Origin of the sequence: Streptomyces sp. NPDC058671, assembly GCF_042716475.1 — a bacterium.
In the GTDB taxonomy this organism is placed as follows: Bacteria; Actinomycetota; Actinomycetes; order Streptomycetales; family Streptomycetaceae; genus Streptomyces.
This window is the reverse complement of sequence record NZ_JBHXSA010000001.1, coordinates 205,488-232,370: the sequence shown is the minus strand read 5'-3', so window position 1 is coordinate 232,370 and position 26,883 is coordinate 205,488. Positions and strand designations below refer to the sequence as shown.

The following is a 26,883-nucleotide window of genomic DNA, read 5'->3' as shown; positions in this document are numbered from 1 at the left end:
TTAACCCCCGCGCGGTGGGTGCTCCCCCGCCCGGGGGTGTGGGGGGGGGTGGGGGCGGCGGGGGTGTCTGTGTGGGGGGGGGGGGGGGGGGGGGGGCCGGCCCGCCCCCCCCCCACCACCAGCCCGCCGCCCTCGGCCGCACTCCGCGCGATCGCCGTCGCACCGCCCCCGTGGGCGACGGCGATCGACCGCACGATGGAGAGGCCGAGTCCGGCGCCGGGGCCCATCCGGTCCCGCCCCTCACCCCGCCGGAAGGGTTCGAAGAGCCCCTCGGCGTCCGCCTCCGGGACCACGGGTCCCGTGTTGACCACGGTCAGGACGCCGCCCTCGGCCCGTACCTCCACCACGCCCCCCGGCACGTTGTACGCGACCGCGTTCGCGACGAGGTTCCGTACGAGCTGCCCGAGCAGGACCCGGCTGCCCGGTACGACTCCGCCGTCCCCGACCACGGTCGCCGCCCCGTACTCCTCCCGGACGACCTCGCCCAGCGGCACGTCCTCCCGTTCCGCGAGGCCCCGCTCGCTGCGGGCGAGGAGGAGCAGCCCGTCGATGAGGCGTTCGCTGCGCCGGTTGGCGTCGAGCAGCACCTGCCGGACGTCGCAGTCGTCGTCGAGCCCGACCTGGATGGCGGCGCGCTGGGTGGCGAGCGGGGTGCGCAGTTCGTGGGAGGCGTTGGCGATGAACCGGCGCTGGCTGTCGAAGGCGGTCTCCAGGCGTCCGAGGAGCGCGTCGATCGTGTCGCCGAGTTCCTTGAGTTCGTCGTCGGGTCCGCCGACGGCGATCCGGTCGTGCAGGGTGCGTTCGGAGAGGCGCCGCGCGCGGGCGGTCATCTCGTGCACGGGCCGCAGGACGCGTCCGGCGGTCCACCAGCCGACGACCACCGCGCAGCAGGTGATCGCGATCAGCGCCATGGACGACCACATGAGCATCTGCTCGCCCGCCGCGCGGCTGATGTCGTCACCGAGCCGGTACGCCTCGACCACGGCGATGTCGTCGGCGCGCGCCACGATCGCCTCGGCTTCCCCGTCCGTACCGGCTCTGACCAGCAGGTTCACCACGAGGAGCAGAGCCGCGCCGAGGACGAGGAAGACACCTCCGTAGACGATCGCGATCCGGGCCCGGATGGTGGATCCGGCCCCGAGGTAGCCGTGGCGGGGCGGGCTCACACCACGTACCCCACGCCCTGCACGGTCCGGATGAGCCCCGGTTCGCCGATCTTCGCGCGCAGCTTGCTCATGCAGACGCGGACGGCTCCGGTGAAGGGGTCGGCGTGGGCGTCCCAGGCGCGTTCGAGGAGTTCCTCGGCGGAGACGGGCGCGCCGTCGGCCTCCAGGAGGATCTGGAGGACGGAGAACTCTTTGGGCGAGAGGTCGAGGTCCCGTCCTTCGCGTTCGGCGGTCCGCCGGACGGTGTCCATGACCAGGCCGTACCGCTCCAGGAGAGGCGGCAGCGCGGGCCGGGCGGATCGTCGCCGCAGCGCCCGGACGCGGGAGACCAGCTCGGGGAACTCGAAGGGTTTGCCGAGGTAGTCGTCGGCGCCCAGGTCGAGTCCTTCGACACGGTCGTCGACGGCGGTGGCGGCGGTCAGCATGAGGATCCGGGTGCGGGAACCGGCGGCGACGAGCCGCCGCGCCACGTCGTCACCGTGGACGCGGGGCAGGTCGCGATCGAGGACGAGCACGTCATACGGACACACCCCTTCCATCCCACCGCCCCCGTGGAGCGAGGCCCCCTCCATCCCACCGCCCCCGTGGAGCGAGGCCCGCTCCAGCCCACCGCCCCCGTACAGCCCGAACCGCTCCAGGGCCTCCTCCCCGTCGTGGACGGTGTCGACGGCGAAGCCGGCCCGTCGCAGGCCGGTGGCGACGAGCGCGGCGAGGTCCCGTTCGTCCTCGGCTACGAGTACACGCATGCGTCCCATCTTCCCGAGGGCGCGCCCACGGCCGGCCCCCGGGTTTATCGATGTGAGTGGATCTTCACGCGACCGTTAGGATTTCGACCATGGCGGCCACTGGATCCGAGAAGCAGGGGGCGAAGGCGTTCTACGTCACGACCCCCATTTACTACGTCAACGACGCTCCTCACCTGGGCCACGCCTACACGACCGTCGCAGGCGACGTGCTCACGCGCTGGCACCGTCAGCGCGGCGAGAAGGTGTGGTACCTCACCGGCACGGACGAGCACGGTCAGAAGATCATGCGTACGGCCGAGGCGAACGACGTCACGCCCCAGGCCTGGTGCGACAAGCTCGTCGAGGAGGCGTGGAAGCCCCTCTGGGAGCACCTGAACATCGCGAACGACGACTTCATCCGCACCACGCAGAAGCGTCACACCGACCGCGTCCAGGAGTTCGTGCAGGACCTGTACGACAAGGACGAGATCTACAAGGGCGGGTACGAAGGCCCGTACTGCGTGGGCTGCGAGGAGTACAAGCTCCCGGGCGACCTCGTCGAGGCGGAGGACGGCACGAAGCTGTGCGCCGTCCACAAGAAGCCGGTGGAGATCCTCAAGGAGGAGAACTACTTCTTCAAGCTGAGCGAGTACGGCCCGAAGCTGCTGGAGTTCTACGAGGCGAACCCGGGCTTCATCCAGCCCGAGTCGGCGCGCAACGAGGTCGTGAACTTCGTCAAGCAGGGCCTGGAGGACCTCTCCATCTCCCGCTCGACGTTCGACTGGGGCGTCCCGGTGCCGTGGGACGAGAAGCACGTCATCTACGTGTGGATCGACGCGCTGCTGAACTACGCGACGGCCGTCGGCTACAACGAGAACCCGGCGAAGTTCGACGAGACCTTCCCTGCGAACGTGCACCTCATCGGCAAGGACATCCTCCGCTTCCACGCGGTGATCTGGCCGGCGATGCTGATGGCGCAGGGCCTGCCGGTCCCGGGCCGGGTGGCCGCGAACGGCTGGCTGATGGTCGGCGGCGAGAAGATGTCGAAGTCGAACCTGACCGGCATCAAGCCGCAGGACCTGACCTCGCACTTCGGTGTGGACGCGTACCGCTGGTACTTCCTGCGGGCGATCGCGTTCGGCCAGGACGGCTCGTTCTCGTGGGAGGACTTCTCCGCCCGCTACACGAGCGAGCTGGCGAACGACTACGGCAACCTGGCGTCCCGCGTCGCGGCGATGGTCGGCAAGTACTTCGGCGGCGCGCTGCCGGCCTCCGCGGCCGACGGCGAGGCCGAGAAAGCGGTCCACGAGGGCCTGGCCAAGGCCGTCGCGGTGGCCGACGCGAAGATCGGCGAGGAGCTGGACTTCCAGGGCGGCATCCTGGCGATCTTCGACTTCGTGAAGCAGGTCAACGGCTACATCACGGAGCAGGAGCCGTGGAAGGTCGCGAAGGACGAGTCGGAGGAGGGCCGGGCCCGCCTGGCGACGATCCTCTACACGGCCGCCGAGTCCCTCCGCGCCGTCGCGGTCCTGCTCAACCCGATCATGCCGGAGACCTCGCAGGCCCTGTGGGACTCGCTGGGCGCCGAGGCGTCCCTGGGCGCGCTGGCCTCGCAGCCGGTGCAGTCCTCCGCCACGTGGGGACAGCTCCCGGCGGGCGCGGCGGTGACGAAGGGCGCGGTGCTGTTCCCGCGCCTGGAGGAGCCGAAGAAGGACTGACGCCACGGCGTACGTACGACGAAGGCCGCCGCCCCCGTGATCGTCGGGGACGGCGGCCTTCGCCGTGTCAGACGAGAGCGAGGACGGCGACGGCGGGCGCCATGTACATGAGCGGGAAGGCCACGTGCCCGTAGGAGCGGGCGCGCAGCACGGTGATCACGGCCCCGGCGAAGTACAGGACGAGCCCGGTGGCGGCGAGGGTCCCGACGACGGGCAGGAAGAACCCGGCGAGAAGCCCGACGGCCCCGGCTACCTTGGCGGCCCCCAGCCGGTTCCACCACGCCCGGGGCACCCCGTAGGCGGCGAGCGGCTCGACGACGAACGCGGCCCTGGCCAGGACCGACACCCCGGAGAACCCGGCCATGAAGGCGGCGACGAGGGTGACGACGACAGCGGTGGTGGACATCTCGGCGAACATGTCGGCTCCTTGTCCCTCTCCGGGCGCCCGCCCCGACCGGGCCGGACACCGCACTGACGGAGCGCGCGAGGAAGGTGTGACAGCCGAAGGCCGGTGCCTCAGTGCACCCAGCTCTTCAGCGGCTCCGTGGCCAGCTCCACCCTCACCGGCTCCGGCAGCGTCACGCTCTTCCCGAAGGGAACCGTCACGACCATCTCGTACCGCTCTCCGTCCGGCCGGGAGTGGACCTTGACCTCGCCGGCGGTCCTGTCGATCAGGAGGGAGGGCCGGATCGTCCTGCGCCGGAAAACCCGCCTCTCGCGGAAGCCGGACACATGGCGCTACGAGTGGGACGCGGAGGACCGGCTGACCTCGGTGACGACACCGGACGGCACGGTCTGGCGGTACGCGTACGACCCCCTGGGCCGCCGCATCTCCAAACAATCCCCGCTGGAGACGGTCCACTTCACCTGGGACGGCTCGACCCTCTGCGAGCAGACGACCGAGGACTTCACCCTCACCTGGGACCACGCGGGCCTACGCCCCCTGGCCCAGACGGAACGCCGCACGGGCCCGGACGCGGACTCCACGGACGAGCGCTTCTTCGCGATCGTCACCGACCTGATCGGCACCCCGACGGAACTCGTCGACGAGTCGGGCGACTTGGCGTGGCGCACCCGCACGACCCTCTGGGGCACGACCACCTGGAACAGGTCGGCCACCGCCTACACCCCCCTGCGCTTCCCCGGTCAGTACTTCGACCCCGAGTCGGGCCTCCACTACAACCACTTCCGCTACTACGACCCGGAAAGCGCCCGCTACCTCTCCCCGGACCCCCTGGGCCTCGCCCCGGCCCCGAACCCGGCGACGTACGTCCACAACCCGCACACGTGGAGCGACCCGAGAGGGCTCTCACCGTGCCTCTTTCCCAATCGAATGCCGGACGAACTTGCCGGCGAATTGGCCGACGCCGAACGTCTCGGTGTGAAGCCCATACGTGTCGGCGATGAGGGCTTCGACGACGTCATCAACTCCGGCACGGTGAAGTGGGCGGTAACGCAGGAAGGAGAGCTCGTGTTCATCCCGAAGCACGTTCAAGGAACCGAACTGAAGCACCCCGTGCTCACGGACGGAGCACCCGTTCGCGCGGCGGGCGAAGCGGAGATCGCCGGCGGCGGAGGCAATTACTTCGGAATGGAGATCAACAACCAGAGTGGACATTACTGGCCGTCGCAGGAGAGTCTGGAGATCGGAAGGGAGGCGTTCGAGCGTGCCGGAATCCCCATTCTCTGACGTTCCGCCGGACGCACATGGCTGCGAGCCGGACCAGGTTGGTTTCCCTGATGCGTCTTTGGAGGCTTTGGAGAAATTCCTACAGAAGGCCGGCGTGGGCTCCTGTTCGCCGGAGGGCCAGGAGCAGGTACGTGACCTGGCTGTCGGCCGTATGCAACGCACTGAGCTACCCGACGAGGACAGGCTCCGATGGGGCAGACTCGCCTTGGCCGCGATCTCGGGGAAGTACGCCGACGGACTGAACCAGCAGGCCATGGCCGAGGCCGCCCACGTGCGCATCTACATGATCAGGGAGTTCGGGGCCGGTGACGCGGACACGGTCCGTGATCTCTCCGCTCTCTGCGCGGACATCCTGCGGCACATGGAGGTGTCGTACGAGGTGGCCGTGGAGCTGTCCGGTGAATGGCGGGCAGCACCACGAGAGCAGATGTTGCACCTGCGCCGAATCAAGAACATGCTGACCGCGTTGTTGCCCGTCCAGACACTCCTGGACGGTGATGACCCCGTCATGCGGGAGGCGCTGGTCTGGCTCGATCTCGTCCCCAGGCTTCCTTGAGCACAGCGCAAGCTCGGTGCCGGTCTCGTAACCCTGCCGCGAGAGGAACCTCATGTCGGTTTCCGCGTCCCGACTTCTCGCATTCGTGCGGGACATCGCGGCCCCCGACCCGAAGGTCCGAGAATCAGCGGCGGATCAGGTGACGGATCTGGTGTCCGGCTGCTCCTTGGCCGACGGGCGGGTCCTTGCCGGTGTGCTCGCCGCAGCCGCCGAGTGCGAGACGGACGCGGCCGCCCTGGAGGCCCAGTTGAACGCGATCATCCAGCTCGGCTCCCTGGCCGAGCCGGAGATGGTCGGGAGGTTGCTGGCCCTCGACATCGAGGAACTCCCTGGAGAGCTCGGCGACTACATCGAGGACCTCCTCGAAGGCTGAGCACTTAGGCGCCCGTCAGTTCCTCGGGCCGCTTCGCGCGGGCAACTGACGAGGGCCCGGAATCCTTACGGATTCCGGGCCCTCGTCGCGTAGCAGCCGGGACTACTGCTCCGGCTGTTCCGCCGCCTTCGCGACCGGCTTGCGGAGCTGGATGTTCAGTTCGCGCAGGCGGGACTCGTCGAGTTCCGTCGGGGCGCCCATCAGGAGGTCCTGGGCGTTGCCGTTCAGCGGGAAGGCGATGGTCTCGCGGATGTTCGGCTCGTCGGCGAGGAGCATCACGATGCGGTCGACGCCCGGGGCGATGCCGCCGTGCGGCGGGGCGCCGTACTCGAAGGCGCGGAGCATGCCGGCGAACTCGTGCTCGACGGTCTCCTTCGAGTAGCCCGCGATCTCGAACGCCTTGAACATGATCTCGGGCTCGTGGTTCCGGATGGCGCCGGAGGAGAGCTCGATGCCGTTGCAGACGATGTCGTACTGCCAGCCGAGGACGTCCAGCGGGTCCTGGGTCTCCAGCGCCTCAAGACCGCCCTGCGGCATCGAGAAGGGGTTGTGCGAGAAGTCGATCTTGCCGGTCTCCTCGTCCTTCTCGTACATCGGGAAGTCGACGATCCACGCGAAGCGGAAGACGTTCTCCTCGAACTGGCCGGCGCGCTTGGCGGCCTCGACCCGGACCGGGCCCATGATCTTGGAGACCTCGTCGAAGTCGCCGGCGCCGAAGAAGATCGCGTGGCCGGGCTCGAGGCCGAGGCGCTCGGTGAGGACCTTGACGTTCTCCTCGGTGAGGAACTTGGCGATGGGGCCGGTCAGGGCGTTGCCTTCACCGACGCGGACCCAGGCCAGGCCCTTCGCGCCGAGGGAGACCGCGAAGTCGCCGAGCGAGTCGAAGAACTTGCGCGGCTGGTCGCCCGTGTTCGGGACGGCGAGCGCGCGGACGTGCTTGCCGGCGAAGGCCTTGAACTCCGACGCCTCGAAGACGTCCGAGATGTCGACGAGCTCCAGGGCCGTACGCAGGTCCGGCTTGTCGTTGCCGTACTTCAGCATCGACTCGCGGAACGGGATCCGCGGGAACGGCGAGGTGACGTGACGCCCGCCGCCGAACTCCTCGAACAGCTCCGTCATGAGCTTCTCGATCGGCTGGAAGACGTCCTCCTGCTCGACGAAGCTCATCTCGACGTCGAGCTGGTAGAACTCGCCCGGCGAGCGGTCCGCGCGGGCGTCCTCGTCGCGGAAGCAGGGCGCGATCTGGAAGTACCGGTCGAAGCCGGAGATCATGAGCAGCTGCTTGAACTGCTGCGGCGCCTGCGGCAGCGCGTAGAACTTGCCCGGGTTGAGGCGGGACGGGACGACGAAGTCGCGGGCGCCCTCGGGGGAGGTCGCCGCGAGGATCGGGGTCGCCATCTCGTTGAAGCCGAGGGCCACCATCTTGGAGCGGATGGCGGCGATGACGGCGGAGCGCAGCATGATGTTGCGGTGCATGCGCTCGCGGCGCAGGTCGAGGAAGCGGTACTCCAGGCGCCGCTCCTCGTTGACGCCGTCGTCGGCGTTGATCGTGAAGGGGATCTGCTTCGCGGCGCCCAGGACCTCGACCTCGGCGGCCTCGATCTCGATCTCGCCGGTGGCGAGCTCCGGGTTGACGTTGTCCGCGCCACGCGAGACGACCTTGCCGTCGACGCGGACGACGGTCTCCTTCGTCAGCTTGTCGAGAACCTCGGCCGCGGCGGTGCCGGGGCGGGCGACGAGCTGCGTGATGCCGTAGTGATCGCGCAGATCGATGAAGAGGATGCCGCCCAGGTCGCGCCGATTGTGCAGCCAGCCGCTCAGCCGGACGTCGGTGCCGACGTCAGAGGCGCGGAGCTCGCCGCAGGTGTGGGACCTGTACCGATGCATCGTCGTTCATCCAGTCTTCGGGATTCGTGGGTCGTGGGCCGCCGCCCCGTGGGCCCTGTCACGGATGCCACCGGCCTCGCAGGGTCGGAGTCACGGATGTCACAGGACACGCGGGCAGACCCACCCAGAGTACCGGCCGGGCCGGGATCGCTTTTCGAATAGTCTCGGTGGCGACCTGCTCTCCTATATTCATAAAGTAGGGCAATGCGCACCGAGGACGTCCTGGCCGCGATCGCGACCGGCCTGTGGCGCTGGGACAACGCGTCCGGGATCGTCTCGCTCGACGCCGAGGCCGCCCGGCTGCTCGGGCTGCCCGCCGAATCCGTGCGGCTCAGCGAAGCCGCCGTGCGCTCCCGCTTTCATCCGGTCGACTGGAACGAGATCGACGGGATCGTCAACCTCGCCGTCGCCGAAGACACCCTCGCCGAGGCCCGGATGCGGATCATGGACGAGCACGGCCGGGTGATCCGTACCGTACGGAGCAGGTCCAAGCCGCTCGTCAAGGGCAACGACTACCAGCTCGTCGGCACCCTCCAGGAGGTCGCCGAACAGCAGCCGGGCACCGCCGCGCACACCCCCATCACCGGTGACTGGCGCCGCTCCCGCGAGGCGTTCCTGCTCGACGCGGGACGGGCGCTCGCCGAGGCCCGGTCGACGGCCGAGGTGCTGCGGGTGGCGGCCTCACTCTCGATGCCCGGTTTCTCGCCCGACGGGCTGGCCGTCTTCGGCGTGGCGGGCGACCGGCTGACGATCATCGGCCACCACGGGCACAGCGACGGCGACGAGGGGCCGTTCTCGTCGATGTCGCTCGACACCGACTATCCGGCCGCGGAGGTCGTACGGACGGGCCGCGCGATCTACCTGCCGTCGCCCGACGAGTACCTCCGCCGCTTCCCCATGACCTGGCCGCTCGCGCAGCGCTTCGGGCGCCGCTCCTGGGCCTTCGTGCCGCTGGTCGTCGCCGGGCGCACGATGGGGGCCTGGATGGCGGCCTTCAAGCACCCGGTGGCGTTCACTCCCGACGAGCGTTCGGTGCTCACGACGGTGGCGCGGATGCTGGCGCAGGCCCTCGCACGCGCGGGCGTGGCCGAGTCGGAGCGTGAGCTGTCCCTCGGGCTCCAGCGGACGATGATGCCGGTCCTCGGGCCGGGGATCCCCGGCATCCAGGTCGCCGCCCGGTACGTGCCGACCGGCGGCGGGCTCCAGGTCGGCGGCGACTGGTACGACATGATCCGGCTCCCCGGCGGCACCTCCCGCACCGGCGGGCGCGGCTCCGGCCGCATCGCCCTCGTCATCGGCGACGTCCAGGGCCACGACGTGCGGGCGGCGGGCCTGATGGGCCAGCTGCGGATCGCCCTGCGCGCGTACGCCTCCGAGGGCCACCGGCCGGACGCGGTCCTCTCCCGCGCCTCGCGGTTCCTGTACGGGATCACCGACGGGGACGAGGGCGACGGGGCCCCGGACGGCGACGCCGGCGGGGTAGGCGGGGGCGAGGGGTACGGCGGAAACGGGAACGGCGGCGGGAACGGTGGCGGCGGGCCGCGGTTCGCGACCTGTCTCTACCTGGAGGTCGACCTGGAGACCGGGACGGTCGACATCGCCCGCGCGGGGCATCCCGACCCGGCCGTCCGGATGAACGACGGAACGGTCCTGCTCAGGCCCACGGCCGGCGGGCTGCCCCTCGGCATCGACCCCGACACCGACTACCCCACCACCCGGCTCACCCTGGAACCCGGCGAGACCCTGATGATCTGCACCGACGGCCTCCTGGAGACCGGCGGGCACGACCTGGACACCGGCTGGGAACGGGTCAGGAAGCTCCTGGAGTCCCACGACGGCGACGACCTGGAACAGCTCGCCGACACCCTCGTGGAGGCCGTCCACGGCCCCGGCTCCCACCATACGACCGGGCCGCTCGCCGATCGCCGCGAGGACGACATCGCGGTCCTGCTGCTCTCCCGCCGCCCCGCCGACGGGCTGCCGCAGGCCCCCCGCCGCACCCTGATGACGATCGCCCAGGCGGAACCGGAACGGATCGCGGAGGCCCGGGAGCAGATACGGCAGCTGCTGCACGACTGGGCGGACGGCGACCAGCTCGACTCCGCGGTCCTCATGGTCTCCGAGATGGTGACCAACGTCCTCGTCCACACGGACGGCGACGCGCTCCTGGTCGCCGAGGTCGCCTGCTCGGAGGAGTCCCGGCGGCTGCGCGTCGAGGTCTCCGACACCAGTGACGAACTCCCGCACAAGCGCCACCCCGGCGAGATGGCGTCGAGCGGGCGCGGCCTGGTCCTGATGGAGATGCTGGCGGACGCGTGGGGCGTCGACCCGCGCGGCGAGGGCAAGGCGATCTGGTTCGAGCTGAACGAGTCCGCGACGGGGAAGGGCTGCTGCGCGTAGGGGGAAGGGGCACTGGGCGTAGGGAAAGGGGCGTTGGGGGTATCGGGAGGCCGGGAGGCGAGGCCCCCCCGGGGAGCACGGTGCACCGCCACTCCCGCGCACCCCGTCCTCACCGCGCCCGCCACGCCCGCACCCGTCTCCGCCGCGCGCCGCCGCCTCCCCCGGCGCAGACTGGTGTCGTAGTACGGCCGTCGGGGGGACCACGGAGCGTGCCATGGACATCCACAAGGTCGGGAGCGACACCACCGTCCTGGCCGACAGCCTCGATGTGCCCGGGATCGGGCACATTCCCGCCAACGCCTACGTCGTCACCGCCACCGAGCCCGTCGTCGTCGACACGGGGCTCTCCCTGTCCGACCGGAACTTCGTCGACACGCTCGGCTCGGTCGTCGACCCCGCCGACGTCCGCTGGATCTGGCTGACCCACCCCGACCGCGACCACACGGGCGGCCTCTTCGACCTGCTCGTGGCCGCGCCCCGGGCGAAGGTCGTCACCACCTTCATCGGTGCCGGGATCATGTCCACCGAGCGCCCGCTGCCGACGGACCGCGTGTACTTCCTCAACCCCGGCCAGTCCCTCGACGTCGGCGACCGCATGCTGCACGGCTTCAGGCCGCCGCTCTTCGACAACCCGGCCACCGTCGGCTTCTACGACGACAGGACGCGGATCTGCTTCAGTTCCGACTGCTTCGGCGGGCCCATGCCGACGCGGGAGCTCGCGGAGAGCGGGCACGCGAACGACCTCAAGCCGGAGGAACTGCGGCAGGCCCAACTCCTGTGGGCGTCCGTGGACAGCCCGTGGGTGCACGTCGTGGACCCGGTCAAGTACCGGGCGACGATCGACCCGCTGCGGGAGATGGCCCCGGAGATCGTGCTGTCCACGCATCTGCCGCCCGCGGTCCGGATGACGACGTCGATGATCGACACGATCTCGACGGCGCCGGACGTGGACCCGTTCGTCGGTCCCGACCAGGCGGCCCTGGAGCGGATGCTGGCGAGCTTCGAGCCGGGCGGCCAGCCCGCGGCGACCTGAGGGGCCTCACGTCACCGCCCGGCCACCGCCGGATCGGGCGGTTCCGCATCCGGCTTCCCGTACCGGGTCCGTGGGCGTGTCGTCGGGGCTCTGACTGCCCTGGCGCGCTGACTGCCGTACGGGTGACGGCTCGTCAGCATGCGCGCCGACGAGCCGCCCTGTTCGCCGCGTACTCCCCGTACCCGGCCCCGCCCCGTGCGCGGGGCTACTCCCCCATGCCGTGCACCGCCGGGACCGTCCCCAGGCGGCCGGCCTGGAAGTCCTCGAAGGCCTGGCGCAGTTCGGCCTGGGTGTTCATGACGAAGGGGCCGTAGTGGGCCATGGGCTCGCGGATCGGCTGTCCACCCAGGAGGACGACCTCCAGGTCCGGGGTGTTCCCGTCCTGCTTCTCGTCCGCGCGGACGGTCAGCGCGCCGCCCTTGCCGAAGACGGCGGTCTGGCCCATGTGGACCGGGCGGCGTTCGGCGCCGACGGTGCCGCGTCCGGCCATGACGTACGCGAGGCCGTTGAAGTCCTCGCGCCACGGCAGGGAGATCTCGGCGCCCGGCCGCAGGGTGGCGTGGATCATCGTGATCGGGGTGTGGGTGATGCCCGGGCCGTCGTGGCCGTCGAGCTCGCCGGCGATGACGCGGAGGAGCGCGCCGCCGTCGGGGGAGGTGAGGAGCTGGACCTGGCCGCCGCGGATGTCCTGGTAGCGGGGGGCCATCATCTTGTCGGCGGCGGGCAGGTTGACCCACAGCTGGAGGCCGTGGAAGAGGCCGCCGCTGACGACGAGGGACTCCGGCGGCGCCTCGATGTGGAGGAGGCCGGCACCGGCGGTCATCCACTGCGTGTCGCCATTGGTGATGGTGCCGCCGCCACCCTGACTGTCCTGGTGGTCGAAGATCCCGTCGATGATGTAGGTGACGGTCTCGAAGCCGCGGTGGGGGTGCCAGGGCGTGCCCTTGGGCTCTCCCGGCGCGTACTCCACCTCGCCCATCTGGTCCATCATGATGAACGGGTCGAGGTACTGGTAGTTGATCCCGGCGAAGGCCCGGCGCACCGGGAAGCCCTCGCCCTCGAAGCCCGTGGGGGCCGTGGTCACGGCGAGCACGGGGCGGGAGACGGCGTCCGCGGTGGCGGCGACGCGCGGCAGGGTGAGCGGGTTCTCGACGGTCACGGCGGGCATGACGACCTCCTAGGTGCGGCCTCGGCGGCCTCGATACGTCCACTTTAGTTGAACGATGAACTTCCTGCCACCCGGAACGCGGAACGCCCGGGAGGAATTCCTCCCGGGCGCCCCCGTACGTTCAGGATCGGTCAGCCGTACATCCGCCGCATCGCGAAGTCGACCATCTGCTCCACGGCCTTCGCGTCGAACACCATCCGGTGGTCGCCCTCCATGTCCAGGACGAAGCCGTAGCCCGTCGGCAGCAGGTCGATCACCTCGGCGCCGGTGATCACGAAGTACTTCGACTCCTTGCCCGCGTACCGCCGCAGCTCCTTGAGCGAGGTGAACATCGGGATGACCGGCTGCTGGGTGTTGTGCAGGGCCAGGAAGCCCGGGTTGTCACCGCGCGGGCAGTAGACCTTGGAGGTCGAGAAGATGTGCTGGAAGTCCTCGGGCGCGAGCGTGCCGGTCGTGAAGGCGCGTACGGCGTCCGCGAGGGAGGGCGGCGAGGGCTCGGGGTAGAGCGGGGCCTGCTGCTGCCCGTACCCGGCCTGCATACCGCCCTGCATGTCGGCCTGCGGGGCGTACTGCTGCTGCTGAGGCGGCGCGTACTGCTGCTGGGCACCCGGATTCTGCTCGTAGCCGTACATGGGGCCAGCCTATCGACCCGTGGGCCGTCGCATCACTGCCCGTCGGCGCCGGCCGGCCGCCGGGCAGCCCCCACCCGCTCTTCGTCAACACCCCCGCCTCTTGCTAGGTTCGCGGAAGCAATTTTCGGTCACCACGGGGGTGGAACATGGCGTTGAACGCCACTTGGGAAGAGCTGTTCGGCGGGACGCCGCCGCCGGGACAGGCCGCGGCGATGACCCTCGCGGGGGTGCCCGCCCCCGACTCCGGTGGAGGCGGCGGCGACGCGGACCTGAAGGCCGACGAAGGCCCGTGGCACCAGGCCGGGAACACCGCCGGTGAGCTGCGCACCTCCACGACCGCCTCGCTCACCGACCTCGACACCGCGAACGAGGGCGTCGGCGGCGGCACCGCCGGCTTCGACTCCTCGGCCGGCCTCACCGAGATCCTCGGCACCTGGAAGGCCCGCCTCGGCGCCGTACGCGACGAATGCGGCCGCCTCGAGGGCGCGCTGAAGGGCGCGGGCCTGCAGTTCGGCGAGCGCGAGGCCGCGACGAAACGGAAGATCGCCGCAGAGGCGCCGGCTCCCGCGCAGAAGGAAGGCTGAGCTCCGTGCCCACCTGGCAGCAACTGCGCGACGTGAAGCTGAACGAGTACACCGACGCGGCCGACGGCTGGGGCAAGGTCTCCTCCCGCTCCAACGCCGACAAGGACCGTGTCGACAACGGCATGTTCGCCAGGATCCACGACACGCAGAAGGGGGAGACCGCCACCGAGGCGACCCACGCCGTCCGGCAGCTCAGCCGCAACTACCAGTACCTGCACACCGAATGCGGACTGATCCGCACCGCGCTCAACGGGCTCGCCTCCGAACTCGCGGCCCCGCAGAGGAAGCTGAAGCAGGCCCTGGAGGACGCCGAGAACCTCAAGTTCACGGTGAAGCCCGACGGCTCGGTGGAGTACCCGACCCAGTCCTTCGTCCTCGCCCCCGGCAGCAACACCGCCGAGCACGGCGCGCCCGTGCCGCTCGCGCCCGGCAAGGGCGAAGGGGTCGGCAGCGCCGACGCCAACAAGGGCAAGGCCGAGGACATAGCCCAGCGCATCGGCGACGCCGTCCGCGAGGCCGCCGAGATCGACGGCCGCTACGCCGCCGCCCTGCGCAGGCTCAAGGCCGGCCCCGGCCTGGACGTCAGCGACGCGGACCTGGTCGACGCCGCCGCCGACACCAAGGCCCTCCAGCAGGCCGCCGGGAAGTACGCCGACGACGACAGGATCCCGCACGGGAAGTCCCCGAAGGAGAACGCCGAGTGGTGGAACGGCCTCAGCCAGGAACAGCGTGACGAGTACGCCACGCTCTACCCGGCCTCCGTCGGCGCCCTCGACGGCCTGCCCTCCTCGGTCCGCGACGACGCCAACCGGATGGTCTTCGCCGAGACCCGCGCCCAGATCCAGACGGACCTGAACAGGCCCGCGCCGAACCAGTACATCCCGAACCCGAACGGCAACTACCCGGCCGTCGTCCTCAGCCCCGAGTACAAGCAGTGGCAGAAGGACCAGGAACGCCTGAAGGAACAGCTCAGGGGCAGCGACTCGATCCAGGCGCGCTTCGACGCCACCGGCAGGGAGGGCCTGCCGGAGGCGTACCTCCTCGGCTACGACAAAGAGGGCATCGGCCGCGCGATCATCGCCAACGGCAACCCCGACACGGCCGACCACACCGCGGTCTACGTGCCGGGTACGACGACGAACCTGAAGGATTTCGACGGCGACATCACACGGATGACGGACCTGTGGAAGGAGACACAGAGCTGGGCACCGGGCCAGAACGTCTCCACCATCACCTGGTTCGGTTACGAGACTCCGCAGTCCATCGCACCCGATGCCATGCAGAAGGGCTGGGCGCACGACGGCTCCCCCAAGCTGCTCCGGTTCATGGACGGCCTGGAGACGGTGCAGGGCGGCGCCGACCGGAGCCACACCACGATCATCGGGCACAGCTACGGCTCGACCGTCGTCGGTGACGCCTCGAACAAGGGCGATCTCGCGGCCGACGACATCGTGGCGGTCGGCAGTCCCGGGATGCTCACCGGCAGGGCCGAGGACCTGGACGTCGGCAAGGACCACGTCTGGTCCGAGGCGGCGTGGAACGATGTCGTGCCGGCGGGTGGCAAGGCGGCCGGGCTCGGCGGCTACACGTGGGGCGTCGAGACCTGGAACGGCGTCCCGTTCAATGCCGGGTACGTGCAGACCGTTCCCTCCGACGAACTGTTCGGCGCCCATCGGATGGACGTGGACACCAGCGGACACAGCGACTACTGGACCCGGGACTCGGAGAGCCTCAGGAACCAGGCGAAGGTCGTGGCGGGCCGGTACGACGATGTGAACGAGGACCGATGAGCAGCAGCGACCACGACAGCACCGCAGGCCCGATGGCGATCCCACGGCCGCGCCGGGTCCGGCGCCCGGCCGTGCTCGGCGCCCTCCTCCTCTGCCTCACCACCCTGGCGACGGGATGCACCATGAACGACGCGGACGACCTCGGCTACACCCCCACGACCCTCGACGTCGCGGGCGCCAAGACGCGGACGAAGGCGATCTCCAGCGAGATCTTCGACATGATCGGGCTGCCCCGGGCCAGGACGACGGAGCCCGGCCCGAGCGCCTCCCCCTGCCCGGAGGACCGCGAGCACCTCTTCAAGACCCGTCACCCCTGGTCGGTGTACGACGTCTCCGACGACGAGCTGGAGCAGGGCTTCGAGCGGCTCCGCCAGGCGCTGCCCGGCAAGGGCTGGAAGATCGTCTCGTACGGGCCCAACAACAGCAGGGCCAAGTCCCTCGAACTCACGGCGGACTCGGAGAAGGAGCACTTCGCCGTCAACGCCGAGTTGTCGCTCGGCAGCAAGAACCCGAAGCAGAAGAACCTGATCGCCGTCACCGTCGTCTCCGGCTGCTACCGCGCCCCGGAGGGTACGGACCTCACCCACCTGTACTGACCGGGACACCACACGCCGACGCCCGCCTCCCCACGGAGGCGGGCGTCGGCGTTCCGCGGGTGGCACCGGCCAAGATCACGGCGGGCTCGATCGGGCTTTGCCGGCGGCGATCGACGTCACAGTTCCCCGTGCGGGGTTGCTCTTATTACCGGTGGGTAGCATCATCGGAGAGAGCGTGTTTGCTACTCGCTGGTACGTGTACGAGGAACCTCCCCTCCCCGAGCCTTAACGGAGCCGTCGCCATGGGGCACTACAAGTCGAATCTCCGCGACATCGAGTTCAACCTCTTCGAGGTCCTCGGCCGCGACAAGGTGTACGGCACCGGGCCGTTCGAGGAGATGGACGTCGAGACCGCCAAGAGCATCCTCGACGAGATCCGCCGCCTCGCCGAGAACGAGCTCGCGGAGTCCTTCGCCGACGCCGACCGCAACCCGCCGGTCTTCGACCCCGAGACCAACACCGCCCCGGTCCCCGCCACCTTCAAGAAGTCGTACAACGCCTTCATGGAGTCCGAGTACTGGCGCCTCGGCATCCCCGAGGAGATCGGCGGCACCGTCTCCCCCCGCTCCCTGATCTGGGCCTACGCGGAGCTGCTCCTCGGCTCGAACCCGGCCGTCTGGATGTACTCCTCCGGCCCCGCCTTCGCCGGCATCCTCTACACCGAGGGCAACGAGCAGCAGAAGAAGGCCGCGCAGATCGCCGTCGACCGCCGCTGGGGCTCCACCATGGTCCTCACCGAGCCCGACGCGGGCTCGGACGTCGGGGCCGGCCGCACCAAGGCCACCCAGCAGGAGGACGGCTCCTGGCACATCGAGGGCGTCAAGCGCTTCATCACCTCCGGTGAGCACGACATGGAGGAGAACATCCTCCACTACGTCCTCGCCCGCCCCGAAGGCGCCGGCCCCGGCACCAAGGGCCTCTCCCTCTTCCTCGTCCCCAAGTACGAGTTCGACTGGGAGACCGGCGAGCTCGGCGCGCGCAACGGCGTCTACGCGACCAACGTCGAGCACAAGATGGGCCTGAAGGCCTCCAACACGTGCGAGATGACCTTCGGCGACCAGCACCCCGCCAAGGGCTGGCTCATCGGCGACAAGCACGACGGCATCCGCCAGATGTTCCTCATCATCGAGTTCGCCCGCATGATGGTCGGCACGAAGGCGATCTCCACCCTCTCCACGGGCTACCTCAACGCCCTGGAGTACGCCAAGGAGCGCGTCCAGGGCACCGACCTGGCCAACTTCATGGACAAGGCCGCGCCCAAGGTCACCATCACCCACCACCCCGACGTCCGCCGCTCGCTCATGACGCAGAAGGCGTACGCCGAGGGCATGCGCTCCCTCGTCCTCTACACGGCCTCCGTGCAGGACGAGATCGCGATCAAGGAAGCGGCCGGCGAGGACTCCAAGGCCCTGCACGGCCTCAACGACCTGCTGCTCCCGATCGTCAAGGGATACGGCTCCGAGAAGGGCTACGAGCAGCTCGCGCAGTCGCTCCAGACCTTCGGCGGCTCCGGCTTCCTCCAGGAGTACCCGATCGAGCAGTACATCCGGGACGCCAAGATCGACACCCTGTACGAGGGCACCACCGCCATCCAGGGCCAGGACTTCTTCTTCCGGAAGATCGTCCGCGACCAGGGCGCCTCCCTGAACGCGCTGTCCGAGGAGATCAAGAAGTTCCTCGCCGTCGGCACCGGCGGCGACGACCTCGCCGACGCCCGCGACTCGCTCGCCAAGGCCGCCGTCGACCTCGAAGGCATCGTCGGCACGATGATCACCGACCTCACCGCCACCGGCGAGGACGTCAAGAACATCTACAAGGTCGGCCTCAACACCACCCGCCTGCTCCTCGCCTCCGGCGACGTCGTCGTCGGCTACCTGCTGCTGCGCGGAGCGGCCGTCGCCGCCGAGAAGCTGGCCGCCGGGGCCACCGGCAAGGATGTCGCCTTCTACCAGGGCAAGATCGCGGCCGCGAAGTTCTTCGCCGCCAACGTCCTGCCCGGCGTCACCGCCGAGCGCGCCCTCGCCGAGGCCGTCGACGGCTCGCTGATGGACCTGGACGAGGCCGCGTTCTAACCCGCGCCCACGTCCTGCAGGGAACGGCCCGTCCCCGGGGAGGGGGGCGGGCCGTTCTGTGTTTTTTGGGGCTCGGTTCGCCCCCGGGGTGCTCAGGCCGGGCTCACAGTCCCGACCGTGCTCGCCTGCCGACTTTCCGGGCTCGGTTCGCCTCCGGGGGGACGCGGGCGGACCGGGGCGGCGCGGGTCGCGCCCGCGAGGTCCCCGTCGTGTCGGCGACGGACGGCGCGGGTCCCGCTCGCGGGGTCCCCGGCCCGGTCGGACCGTCTCACGCGTGACGTGCCCGTCGAGCAGGTCCCCAGCGGCTCCGGCGCGGCCCCGCTGCGTAAGGTTGGGCCATGAGCAGCGCAGCTTCCCGTCCCGCCGCCGGCCCCTTCGACCGCGGTCACACCGACGACCTCATGGCCTTCCTGATGGCGTCCCCCTCGCCGTACCACGCGGTCGCGAGCGTCGCCTCACGCCTTGAGGCGGCCGGGTTCCGGCAGGTCGAGGAGACCGCCGCATGGGACGCTGCTACACCGACGGGCGAGCCGGCGGGGCACGGCGGGAAGTACGTCGTCCGCGGCGGGGCGATCATCGCCTGGTACGTGCCGGAGGGCGCCGCCCCCCACACCCCGTACCGCATCGTCGGCGCCCACACCGACTCCCCCAACCTGCGCGTCAAGCCGCGGCCCGACATGGGCGCGCACGGCTGGCGACAGGTCGCCGTCGAGATCTACGGCGGCGCCCTCCTCAACACCTGGCTGGACCGCGACCTCGGCCTCGCCGGACGCCTCACCCTCCGTGACGGCAGTCATCACCTCGTCGACGTCGGCCGGCCCCTGCTGCGCGTCCCGCAGCTCGCCATCCACCTCGACCGAGGGGCCAACGACGGCCTCAAGCTGGAGCGCCAGCGCCACATGCAGCCCGTCTGGGGCATCGGCGACGTCCACGAGGGCGACCTGATCTCCTTCCTCGCCGACGAGGCCGGCGTCGACGCCGAGGACGTCAGCGGCTGGGACCTGATGGTCCACCCCGTCGAAGCGCCCGCCTACCTCGGCCGCGACCGCGAGCTCCTGGCCGGACCCCGCATGGACAACCTGCTCTCCGTCCACGCGGCCGTCGCCGCGCTCGCCTCCCTCGCCGGCCGCGACGACCTCCCGTACATCCCGGTCCTCGCCGCCTTCGACCACGAGGAGAACGGTTCCGAGGCCGACACCGGCGCCCAGGGCCCCCTGCTCGGCAACGTCCTGGAACGCTCCGTCTACGCCCGCGGCGGGTCCTACGAGGACCGGGCGCGGGCCTTCGCCGGCACCGTCTGCCTGTCCTCCGACACCGGCCACGCCGTCCACCCCAACTACGGCGAGCGCCACGACCCGACGCACCACCCGCGCGTCAACGGCGGCCCGATCCTCAAGGTGAACGTCAACCAGCGGTACGCGACCGACGGCGGCGGGCGCGCCCTGTTCGCCGCCGCCTGCGAGCGCGCGGGCGTGCCCTGGCAGTCGTTCGTCTCCAACAACGACATGCCCTGCGGCACCACCATCGGCCCGATCACGGCCGCCCGTCACGGCATCAAGACCGTCGACATCGGCGTCGCGATCCTCTCCATGCACAGCGCCCGCGAACTCTGCGGCGCCGACGACCCGTACCTCCTCGCGAACGCCCTGGTCGCCTTCCTGGAGGGCTGAACCCCGACTGCCGGACGGCACCACGAGCGAAACATCCGCGAAAGGCCCCGCCTGACACCGTCACCCCATGCACCGTCATGAGGGGCCTCCCCCGCGCCAGTTCGTCCCGTACGCCGTCGGCTCCCTGCTCCTGGTCCTGACGGGGGCGGGGCTGCTCATCGACGCGTACCACGACCGGCCCCCGTGGGGCACGGACATCGCGTACGAGGGCGGCTACGTCCAGGCCTCCCGCATCCGCGGGTACGACGTGGACGGCACGCGGACGAAGGCCCTGCTCGACGGCGAGTGCGCGCTCATGGAACGGCAGGGAATGGGCGGCGACCGGGCCGTCCACGATCCCGCGGCATGGGTGGCCGGATGCCTGGACGGGGCCGCGGGGCGCCCGTCCAGGAACCAGGGGATGCTGCGCTGAGCGGCTGACCAGGGCCTTTCATGGGGATCAGGCCGGGCTCGCGGAGTCTGATCCCGACGAAAGGCGCTAGCCGTCCAGGCCCGCGAGGATCAGCGGGAGGCGGGAGACGCCCGCCTCCGTGATCTTCACGGGCACGCCCCAGTCCTGCTGGTGGACGTGACAGGCCGGGTACTCGTTGGCCGGGTCGTCGTCGCAGGACGCGGCCATCGCCGAGACGTGCAGGACGCCCTCCGTGACCTGCGGGTTCAGGTCGAGGTCCCGGAAGAGGTCCGTGCCCGTGCCGTCGCCGCCGAGCAGCAGCTCCGGCGGGGTCGAGGAGACCAGGAGCCGGGTCGAGGGGCCGTAGCGGTCGTCGAGCTTCTGGCCCGTCGGCGCCTGGAAGACGACGTCCAGGCGGAGCCGCCCGGGGGCGACCTCGGTGGCCTCCCGCCGGGTGCGGTGCGCCACGGCGGCGACCTGGACGGCCTCCTCGGGGAGCCGAAGCCGGGTCAGCCGGTGCCGGGCGGACTCGACGACCACGATGTCGCCGTCGACGAGGACCGCGCCGCTGGGCTCGCGCAGATCGGTGGCGAGGGTGGTGACCTCGTCGGTCGCCGGGTCGTAGCGGCGCAGGGCGTGGTTGTACGTGTCGCTGACGGCGACCGAGCCGTCGGGCAGGGCCGTGACGCCCAGCGGGTGCTGGAGCAGGGCCTGGCCGGCGGCGCCGTCGCGGTGCCCGAAGTCGAAGAGACCGGTGCCGACGGCGGTGTGGACGACCCCCTCGGGGTCGATCCAGCGCAGGGAGCTGGTCTCGGAGTCGGCGATCCACAGCCGGTCCTCGGTGGCCGAGAGCCCCGAGGGCTGCGCGAACCAGGCCTCGGCGGCGGGCCCGTCGACGAGCCCCTCGTTCGTCGTCCCGGCCGCGACCTCGACGGTCCCGCTCTCCGGGTCGTACGTCCACAGCTGGTGGACACCGGCCATGGCGATCCACACCTTGCCCTGCCACCAGGCCACGTCCCACGGCGAGGACAGGTCGACCTCCAGGGCGGGACCCGAGGTGGCGGATCCCTGCCACCACTGCTTTCCGGTGCCGGCGACCCGCTCGATCACGCCCGTCTCGGGGTCGAGGACGCGCAGCGAGTGGTTCACCGTGTCGGCGACGACGATCCTGCCGTCGGGCAGCTCCGCGAGGCCCTGCGGCTCCCGGAAGACACCTTCGCCGATGCGGCGCACGACGGTCTCGCCGTCGGCTTCGAGCTCCACGAGCTGGTGGCGGGTGGTGTCGGAGACCAGGAGGTTCCCCGAGGACAGCAGGATCGCCTTGCCGGGGAACCGCAGGTCGGTGGCGACGGGCTCGGGCGGCACGTACGGACCGTCGCCGCGCCGCAGCGTCCCCTTGGCCTCGTGCTCGGCCTCCAGCTCCTCGACGAGCGTCCGGATCGCGTTGGCGTGCCCCTCACCGGCGTGCTGGGCGACGACGTACCCCTCGGGGTCGATCACGACCAGCGTCGGCCAGGCGCGCACGGCGTACTGCTTCCAGGTCGCGAGCTCGGGGTCGTCCAGTACGGGGTGGTGCACCTCGTACCGCTCGACGGCGTCGACGACGGCCTGGTGCTCGGCCTCGTGCACGAACTTCGGCGAGTGCACCCCGACGATCACGAGCGTGTCGCGGTGCTTCTCCTCCAGTTCGCGGAGCTCGTCGAGGACGTGCAGGCAGTTCACGCAGCAGAAGGTCCAGAAGTCGAGGATCAATGTGCGACCTCGGAAATCGGCGAGCTTCAGGTCCTTCCCGCCGGTATTGATCCAGCCGCCCTTGCCGATCAGCTCGGGGGCACGAACACGGGCACGGCGGGGCGCGGGCGCGGGGGTGGGCGCCGGGGCAGCATCGTTCATGTTTCAAGCTTGCCATTGGCCCATGAACACCGGATCACGGCCGTACGACGCGGTTGCCCTGCGCAGCTATGGGATCCGCTCCACCACGGCGACCTCCGAGAATTCTCGGAGGTAGGTCATATGCCCGGTCCGGCCAGTGTGCTGTATGCACATGTCGGTGCACACGTCCGCGTTCCCGGTCGGTTCTGAGGTCCACCGGCAGTCCGGGTTCAGGCACCACGCGGTTGCCGTCGTCTCGGCCGATGGGTGGCGGCGCATGACGTAGCTCACGTACCGCAGCACGGCTTTCACGCTCACGTCGACTCCCCGGGGTGCGGGTGGTTGCTGAGCTCCACGTTGCAGTCACTGACCACGGAGCCGTCGCCTTCAAGGCGGGCCTCTCGGCGCTGCGCGGCCAGGGCGGCGCAGACTCCGCAGCCGGCTGCCGGTACGGGCTCCGGATCCGTTCGCAGCGGCAGCTCCACCGGGGGCTGCGCATAGGTGATCGGCTTCACGGCCCGATCTCGTGTCGTCCGCATGGTGACCACGCTAGGAACGCCGAGGTCGCACTTCCCATGAGATTGCATGAGGTTGCACGGCTATCACCGCAGGGTCTGGATGACGCTCGTGATCAGCGCTCGGGCCTTCGCTCCGTAGACCGCCATGTCAGCAAGTTCCCGGAACGTGTCCGCGTAAGCGGCAACCTCACTGGGCTGGGTCAGCGTGAGGTAGCCCGAGACCAACTCGACGTTGACCTGCGCGGTGTCGAAGATCCAGAACCCCTCCACCGGCATCCGCGATCGCTCAGTACACGTGGGGACCACGCCCAGGCTGACACTGGGCAAAGAGCCGACCGTGAGGAGGCGGCGGAGCTGTTCCTCCTGTACCTCCGCCCCTCCGAGCCCGTTCCGCAAGACCGATTCCTCAATCAGGAACGCGAACCGCCGATCACCCTTGTAGAGCACGCGCTGACGCTCCATGCGGACGGCGACCGCATCGGCAACGTCGTCGACTTCGACCCGTCTGCGCTGGACCGCGCGCAAGACGGCTTCCGTGTAGCCGTAGGTCTGGATCAGGCCCGGAACGAACCACGAGGAGTACGCGCGGAACCGGCGGGTTCGCTCGAAGAGCGGGAGACGGGCTTCTTGGGCCTGCTTGAGCCCGGCGCGCTCCATTCGCCGCCACCCGACCCACATGCCTTCGGCGGTACGCAGCGAGGCCAACAGATCTTCCGTCTGATCTTCCGAGCCACACGCCCGGCACCACGCCCGGATGTCATCAGCAGACGGAGGCGTACGGGCGTTCATGATCCGTGACGACTTGGACGGATGCCAGGAGCACAAACGGGCGATGTCCCGTCCGGTGAGGCCGGCATCCCGGCACAGCTCAGCGAGTCGATTCGCCAGAGCCTGCCGGGCCTGCTGTGCGCTTGATGAGGGTGAGACGGCCATGGTGGGTGACAGCTCAGCGCGGTCGGTACTCCTCGTGTGGAACGGCCCGTTGCCAAGCTGCCTCGAAGGCGCCGGCGCACAGCTTCACCCGCTCGGGGTCGTCCGCGTACTCCCGCCCGTCCTGGTCGAGCTGCCCGTTCCCGGTGAAGTGGTGGAAGAGCGTCTGCGCGCTGTCGAACAGCCAGAAATCGGTACCCGGCAAGGCCAAGTCCGTGGTCTGCCGCCGGGGCAGCCACCGGACCAGCTCACCCGCCGCGATGTTTGTGAACGTACAGTCGTACTCGTACCGCACGTAGTCGCTGATCGGCTCCGACACGATCCGGACCCGACGGACCACGACCCCGCGAGCCGTCGCCTCCTTCACCGCGTCGTGCCAGCCGCCCCACCACAAAGACCGGTCAGCGGGATCGAGGCGCTTCCCCCGCTGCCACGCGATGAACTCGGGGTCATCGAGCATGTAGCTGTCACGCAACTCAAGGTGCACCGCCGAGTGCTGTGCTCGTGCCAGTGCATGACGGGCGGGTGGCTGCACGTCCTACCTCTCAGTTGTCATCCGGGCAGGGGATGTACTTCAGCATCACCGCGGGCAGCCGGATGATCGTCTCGTGGTCCGGCACGTCCGTGGAATGACCCGGGATCGAACCGATCTCCTGGCACGCCCTCACTTCGTCCTCGGTCGCCTTGTACGACTGGATCAGAAGGTCGCCGGTCTCCTCGTGGAGCCAGATCGTCGGGGACTCGTCAGTCGGCGTATTGGGGATGATGCCGAGGAACTTTAGGGTCATGGTCGCTCCCGCCGTCGAGTGGGTTGCACCAGCGTGCACGAGCCTCACCGTTGAGGCTGAGCCGCGCAAGAGGGCCTTCAGGTCAGGCGCTTGGGCTGTCATCGAACGGACGAAAGCCCCCGCACCCACCGCCCCCATCAGGGCCGACGAGCACGGGGGCTCATGGTGTTCCACCGCCCGCCGGGCAGCTACGTGGGGCCTTTGGCAGGCTTTGCAGGGCGTTAACTGTGCCGCTCTCGCGCCTTCGGCGGTCGATATGCGCTGGTCAGAGCCATGATGGGCTCGAAAAACGGCGCCACACCCAGCGTGCGCGTTCCGAGCTGAGGCCGGGGCCGGGACGGTGACCACAGCGCAACTTCGCACCGACCCTTGGGCGGCCCCAGTGACGAAGTGACGGAATGACGTTTAGTTCTATTCCATCCATAGAGACTCAGAACATCTCTTAAGGAGGTAATGGACTTCGACCGTCATTCCGTCACTTCGTCACCCGCTGACTCCTCCCCAGCACCGTCTCTCGTCGCCCAGACGATCCGGCAGCGCTCGTCGCCGTCGAACCTCACGCCCACCCTGCCTCGCCGGACTTCCACTCGATCGATTGCGAGGCCGAGGCGTTCACGTCTTCCGGCCGCATCGTCGGCTTCCCAAGCTTCACGAAGCAGGCCCGCATCCAGGAGAGGAGAGATGTCCACGGAAGGGGTCGGCATCCGCAGTAGGTCCGCGCGCAGCCCCTCGATCCGGGTACGAAGTCGTCCTGCGAGCCGGTTGTACCGGTCGATCGCGTCTGCGCCGGTGAACTCGCCGCGGACGTACCTGGCCTCCTCCAGGTCCGAAAGGCGAGCCCCCTCGTCCGCGATCTCCGCCTCGATCGCGTCCCGCTTCGCGAAAATCTCAGGGTCCTCCCTCTGTACCCAGCGATCGGCGATCACGGCGAGCAGCGGGTCCTGAGGCTCCAGGGACGGCAGGCGTGAGAGGAACGCCCGAGTCACGTAGTCGTCAATGCTCTCCACACGGGCCGAGACACCGGAGCATCCCCGCCCCATGCGGTGGCTGGAGCACTGGTACGACGTGCCGGCCTTGCTCATCCGGGCCCCGCAGAGCCCACAACGTGCTATCCCGGTGAGCAGCGACTTCCCCTGCTTGTGACCGTGCCGCTTCCCCGCCAGAGGAAACGTGCGCGCTTCGAGCTGGCGGAGGATGAGCTCACGCTCCCCGACCGTGATGATCCCCTCACCGATGCTCACGGTCTCCAGCGTCTCCGGGTCTCGGTAGGGAGAGACCCGGTTCATGTACTTGCGTGTCCCGTCCGGCTGCTCCTCGTACTCGGTCTGCGGCATGAGACCGGCGAAGGCCGGTGAACGAAGGAGTTGCATGACGCTGGACGAGTTCCACTCGCCCCCACGGGCGGACTCCACCCCGTGCTCGTTCAGCAGCCGGGCGATGTGGACGAGGGCCTTCCCGGACAGCGCCTCGTCGGCGATCAGGCGGGCGTAGACGGCGGTCTCGGGGTCGTGGACGAGCTTCTTCGCCTCCGGGTCCACCAGCAGCCCGTAAGGCGGCTGTCCGCCGATCCACTGGCCCCGCTGGCGCAAATACCGCTTTGCGTTGCCGACGCGCATCCCAAGGTTGCGGGACTCATTGCGCGCCAGTTCCGCCAGCATCGCGATGGTGACCCGGGCGTTGTCGTTCTTCGTGTCGAGGCCGTCCATGACGGAGACCAGGCGTCCGCCGACCCGGCCTATGTCGTCCAGTGCCTTGCCGACCTCGCCGATGCCCTTGCGGGACAGGCGGTCGAGCTTCCAGACGATCAGAACGCCCACGACGCCGGCCGTGGCTGCTGTGATCGCCGCATCGAATCCCTTGCGGCTGACGCTCTTGTAACCGGAACGTCCACGGTCGATGTGGACCTTGCGGACGGTCAGTCCGTTGCGCTCCGCCCATGCGCGACAGTCGGCTTCCTGGCGGTCGATCGCGGTCTTGCCCTCCCGGTCCAGGGACAGGCGCAAGTACAGGTCAGCAGTGGTGTGTTGGTGCACGCGCCCAACGCTAGCGAGGAGTGCTCACATTGGTTCATGAAATCCAGAAATCGAGCAGCACGATCTTTCCTCGCAGGCCGGCGAGGGTCAGGTCGTCTCCTCCCGTGTTCAGCCAGCCGCCCTTGCCGATCAGCTCGGGGGCGCGGACACGGGCACGTCGGCGGGGCCCGGGCGCGGGCGCGGAGTCGTTCATGTCTCAAGGGTGCCGTACGGGTGGAAAGTGAGGGCCGGGTGGGGCGGGGGTGCGTGTCCGGGGGCCGGGTGGGGGCGGTGCCTGGCGAGCATGGCGGG

General features: G+C 69.9%; 23 protein-coding genes and 2 pseudogenes. 12 read left to right on the top strand and 13 right to left on the bottom strand.

Annotation, left to right across the window (positions count from 1 at the left end):
• Positions 1-113: 113 nt before the first annotated feature.
• Both ACFWV2_RS00995 and ACFWV2_RS00990 read right to left on the bottom strand, forming a co-directional pair.
• Positions 114-1,166: pseudogene (locus tag ACFWV2_RS00995) on the bottom strand (sensor histidine kinase); the annotation flags it as partial.
• Positions 1,163-1,912, bottom strand: coding sequence for a response regulator transcription factor (locus ACFWV2_RS00990; protein WP_384399706.1), 750 nt, complete (start codon positions 1,910-1,912; stop codon positions 1,163-1,165). The pseudogene ACFWV2_RS00995 and the gene ACFWV2_RS00990, both read right to left, overlap by 4 nt.
• Positions 1,913-2,001: 89 nt before the next feature.
• Here ACFWV2_RS00990 and metG point away from each other — a divergent pair, with 89 nt between their 5' ends.
• A complete protein-coding gene (gene metG / locus ACFWV2_RS00985) occupies positions 2,002-3,609 on the top strand; it encodes a methionine--tRNA ligase (protein ID WP_384399703.1) in 1,608 nt (535 codons plus the stop codon).
• A gap of 67 nt (positions 3,610-3,676) precedes the next feature.
• On the opposite strand, the gene ACFWV2_RS00980 is transcribed toward metG, so the two are convergent.
• Positions 3,677-4,027 (bottom strand): DoxX family protein, encoded by a 351-nt coding sequence (locus tag ACFWV2_RS00980; protein WP_384399700.1) that lies wholly within the window; start codon positions 4,025-4,027, stop codon positions 3,677-3,679.
• A 264-nt stretch (positions 4,028-4,291) separates the two neighbouring features.
• Between ACFWV2_RS00980 and ACFWV2_RS00975 the strand changes: the two are divergent.
• The 3 genes and pseudogenes from ACFWV2_RS00975 to ACFWV2_RS00965 form a co-directional block, all read left to right on the top strand.
• Positions 4,292-5,299, top strand: a pseudogene (locus ACFWV2_RS00975) (RHS repeat domain-containing protein); the annotation flags it as partial.
• Between the two features lie 151 nt (positions 5,300-5,450).
• On the top strand, positions 5,451-5,855 hold the full coding sequence (locus ACFWV2_RS00970; protein WP_384399697.1) for a hypothetical protein: 405 nt from the start codon (positions 5,451-5,453) through the stop codon (positions 5,853-5,855).
• Between the two features lie 52 nt (positions 5,856-5,907).
• Positions 5,908-6,228: a hypothetical protein gene (locus ACFWV2_RS00965; RefSeq protein WP_384399694.1), complete on the top strand. Its 321-nt coding sequence runs from the start codon at positions 5,908-5,910 to the stop codon at positions 6,226-6,228.
• Positions 6,229-6,330: 102 nt separating this feature from the next.
• On the opposite strand, the gene aspS is transcribed toward ACFWV2_RS00965, so the two are convergent.
• The gene (gene aspS, locus ACFWV2_RS00960) at positions 6,331-8,115 is read right to left on the bottom strand and encodes an aspartate--tRNA ligase (protein ID WP_384399691.1); all 1,785 of its coding nucleotides are present in this window, start codon (positions 8,113-8,115) and stop codon (positions 6,331-6,333) included.
• 204 nt (positions 8,116-8,319) lie between these two features.
• Between aspS and ACFWV2_RS00955 the strand changes: the two genes are divergently transcribed.
• Positions 8,320-10,515, top strand: coding sequence for a SpoIIE family protein phosphatase (locus tag ACFWV2_RS00955; RefSeq protein WP_384399688.1), 2,196 nt, complete (start codon positions 8,320-8,322; stop codon positions 10,513-10,515).
• Between the two features lie 214 nt (positions 10,516-10,729).
• The gene (locus tag ACFWV2_RS00950; protein ID WP_384399685.1) at positions 10,730-11,548 is read left to right on the top strand and encodes an MBL fold metallo-hydrolase; all 819 of its coding nucleotides are present in this window, start codon (positions 10,730-10,732) and stop codon (positions 11,546-11,548) included.
• Positions 11,549-11,753: 205 nt separating this feature from the next.
• Here the strand turns inward: ACFWV2_RS00950 and ACFWV2_RS00945 are convergent, their stop codons facing one another.
• Both ACFWV2_RS00945 and ACFWV2_RS00940 read right to left on the bottom strand, forming a co-directional pair.
• A complete protein-coding gene (locus tag ACFWV2_RS00945; RefSeq protein ID WP_384399682.1) occupies positions 11,754-12,716 on the bottom strand; it encodes a pirin family protein in 963 nt (320 codons plus the stop codon).
• A 131-nt stretch (positions 12,717-12,847) separates the two neighbouring features.
• Positions 12,848-13,348 carry an SseB family protein gene (locus ACFWV2_RS00940; RefSeq protein ID WP_384399679.1) on the bottom strand — a complete coding sequence of 167 codons (501 nt, stop codon included), beginning with the start codon at positions 13,346-13,348 and terminating at the stop codon, positions 12,848-12,850.
• A gap of 152 nt (positions 13,349-13,500) precedes the next feature.
• Here ACFWV2_RS00940 and ACFWV2_RS00935 point away from each other — a divergent pair, with 152 nt between their 5' ends.
• From ACFWV2_RS00935 to ACFWV2_RS00910, 6 genes are all read left to right on the top strand, one after another.
• Positions 13,501-13,932, top strand: a complete 432-nt coding sequence (locus ACFWV2_RS00935; protein ID WP_384399676.1) for a hypothetical protein — start codon at positions 13,501-13,503, stop codon at positions 13,930-13,932.
• A 5-nt stretch (positions 13,933-13,937) separates the two neighbouring features.
• Complete coding sequence (locus ACFWV2_RS00930; RefSeq protein ID WP_384399673.1) at positions 13,938-15,722, top strand: alpha/beta hydrolase; 1,785 nt, start codon at positions 13,938-13,940, stop codon at positions 15,720-15,722.
• Complete coding sequence (locus tag ACFWV2_RS00925; protein ID WP_384399670.1) at positions 15,719-16,318, top strand: hypothetical protein; 600 nt, start codon at positions 15,719-15,721, stop codon at positions 16,316-16,318. The genes ACFWV2_RS00930 and ACFWV2_RS00925 overlap by 4 nt, the downstream gene beginning before the upstream one ends.
• Positions 16,319-16,560: 242 nt before the next feature.
• The gene (locus tag ACFWV2_RS00920; RefSeq protein WP_384399667.1) at positions 16,561-18,390 is read left to right on the top strand and encodes an acyl-CoA dehydrogenase; all 1,830 of its coding nucleotides are present in this window, start codon (positions 16,561-16,563) and stop codon (positions 18,388-18,390) included.
• A gap of 338 nt (positions 18,391-18,728) precedes the next feature.
• On the top strand, positions 18,729-20,060 hold the full coding sequence (locus ACFWV2_RS00915) for a M18 family aminopeptidase (protein ID WP_384399664.1): 1,332 nt from the start codon (positions 18,729-18,731) through the stop codon (positions 20,058-20,060).
• 67 nt (positions 20,061-20,127) lie between these two features.
• Positions 20,128-20,472 carry a hypothetical protein gene (locus tag ACFWV2_RS00910; protein ID WP_384399661.1) on the top strand — a complete coding sequence of 115 codons (345 nt, stop codon included), beginning with the start codon at positions 20,128-20,130 and terminating at the stop codon, positions 20,470-20,472.
• 66 nt (positions 20,473-20,538) lie between these two features.
• On the opposite strand, the gene ACFWV2_RS00905 is transcribed toward ACFWV2_RS00910, so the two are convergent.
• The 7 genes from ACFWV2_RS00905 to ACFWV2_RS00875 form a co-directional block, all read right to left on the bottom strand.
• A complete protein-coding gene (locus tag ACFWV2_RS00905) occupies positions 20,539-22,344 on the bottom strand; it encodes an NHL domain-containing thioredoxin family protein (protein ID WP_384399658.1) in 1,806 nt (601 codons plus the stop codon).
• Positions 22,345-22,637: 293 nt separating this feature from the next.
• Positions 22,638-22,862, bottom strand: coding sequence for a hypothetical protein (locus ACFWV2_RS00900; RefSeq protein ID WP_384399655.1), 225 nt, complete (start codon positions 22,860-22,862; stop codon positions 22,638-22,640).
• A gap of 63 nt (positions 22,863-22,925) precedes the next feature.
• On the bottom strand, positions 22,926-23,774 hold the full coding sequence (locus ACFWV2_RS00895; protein ID WP_384399652.1) for a helix-turn-helix domain-containing protein: 849 nt from the start codon (positions 23,772-23,774) through the stop codon (positions 22,926-22,928).
• 13 nt (positions 23,775-23,787) lie between these two features.
• Positions 23,788-24,306: a DUF6879 family protein gene (locus ACFWV2_RS00890; protein WP_384399649.1), complete on the bottom strand. Its 519-nt coding sequence runs from the start codon at positions 24,304-24,306 to the stop codon at positions 23,788-23,790.
• Positions 24,307-24,316: 10 nt separating this feature from the next.
• A complete protein-coding gene (locus ACFWV2_RS00885) occupies positions 24,317-24,559 on the bottom strand; it encodes a hypothetical protein (protein WP_384399647.1) in 243 nt (80 codons plus the stop codon).
• A 467-nt stretch (positions 24,560-25,026) separates the two neighbouring features.
• Complete coding sequence (locus tag ACFWV2_RS00880; protein ID WP_384399646.1) at positions 25,027-26,592, bottom strand: recombinase family protein; 1,566 nt, start codon at positions 26,590-26,592, stop codon at positions 25,027-25,029.
• A gap of 34 nt (positions 26,593-26,626) precedes the next feature.
• Positions 26,627-26,785 carry a hypothetical protein gene (locus ACFWV2_RS00875; protein WP_384400344.1) on the bottom strand — a complete coding sequence of 53 codons (159 nt, stop codon included), beginning with the start codon at positions 26,783-26,785 and terminating at the stop codon, positions 26,627-26,629.
• Positions 26,786-26,883 lie beyond the last annotated feature (98 nt).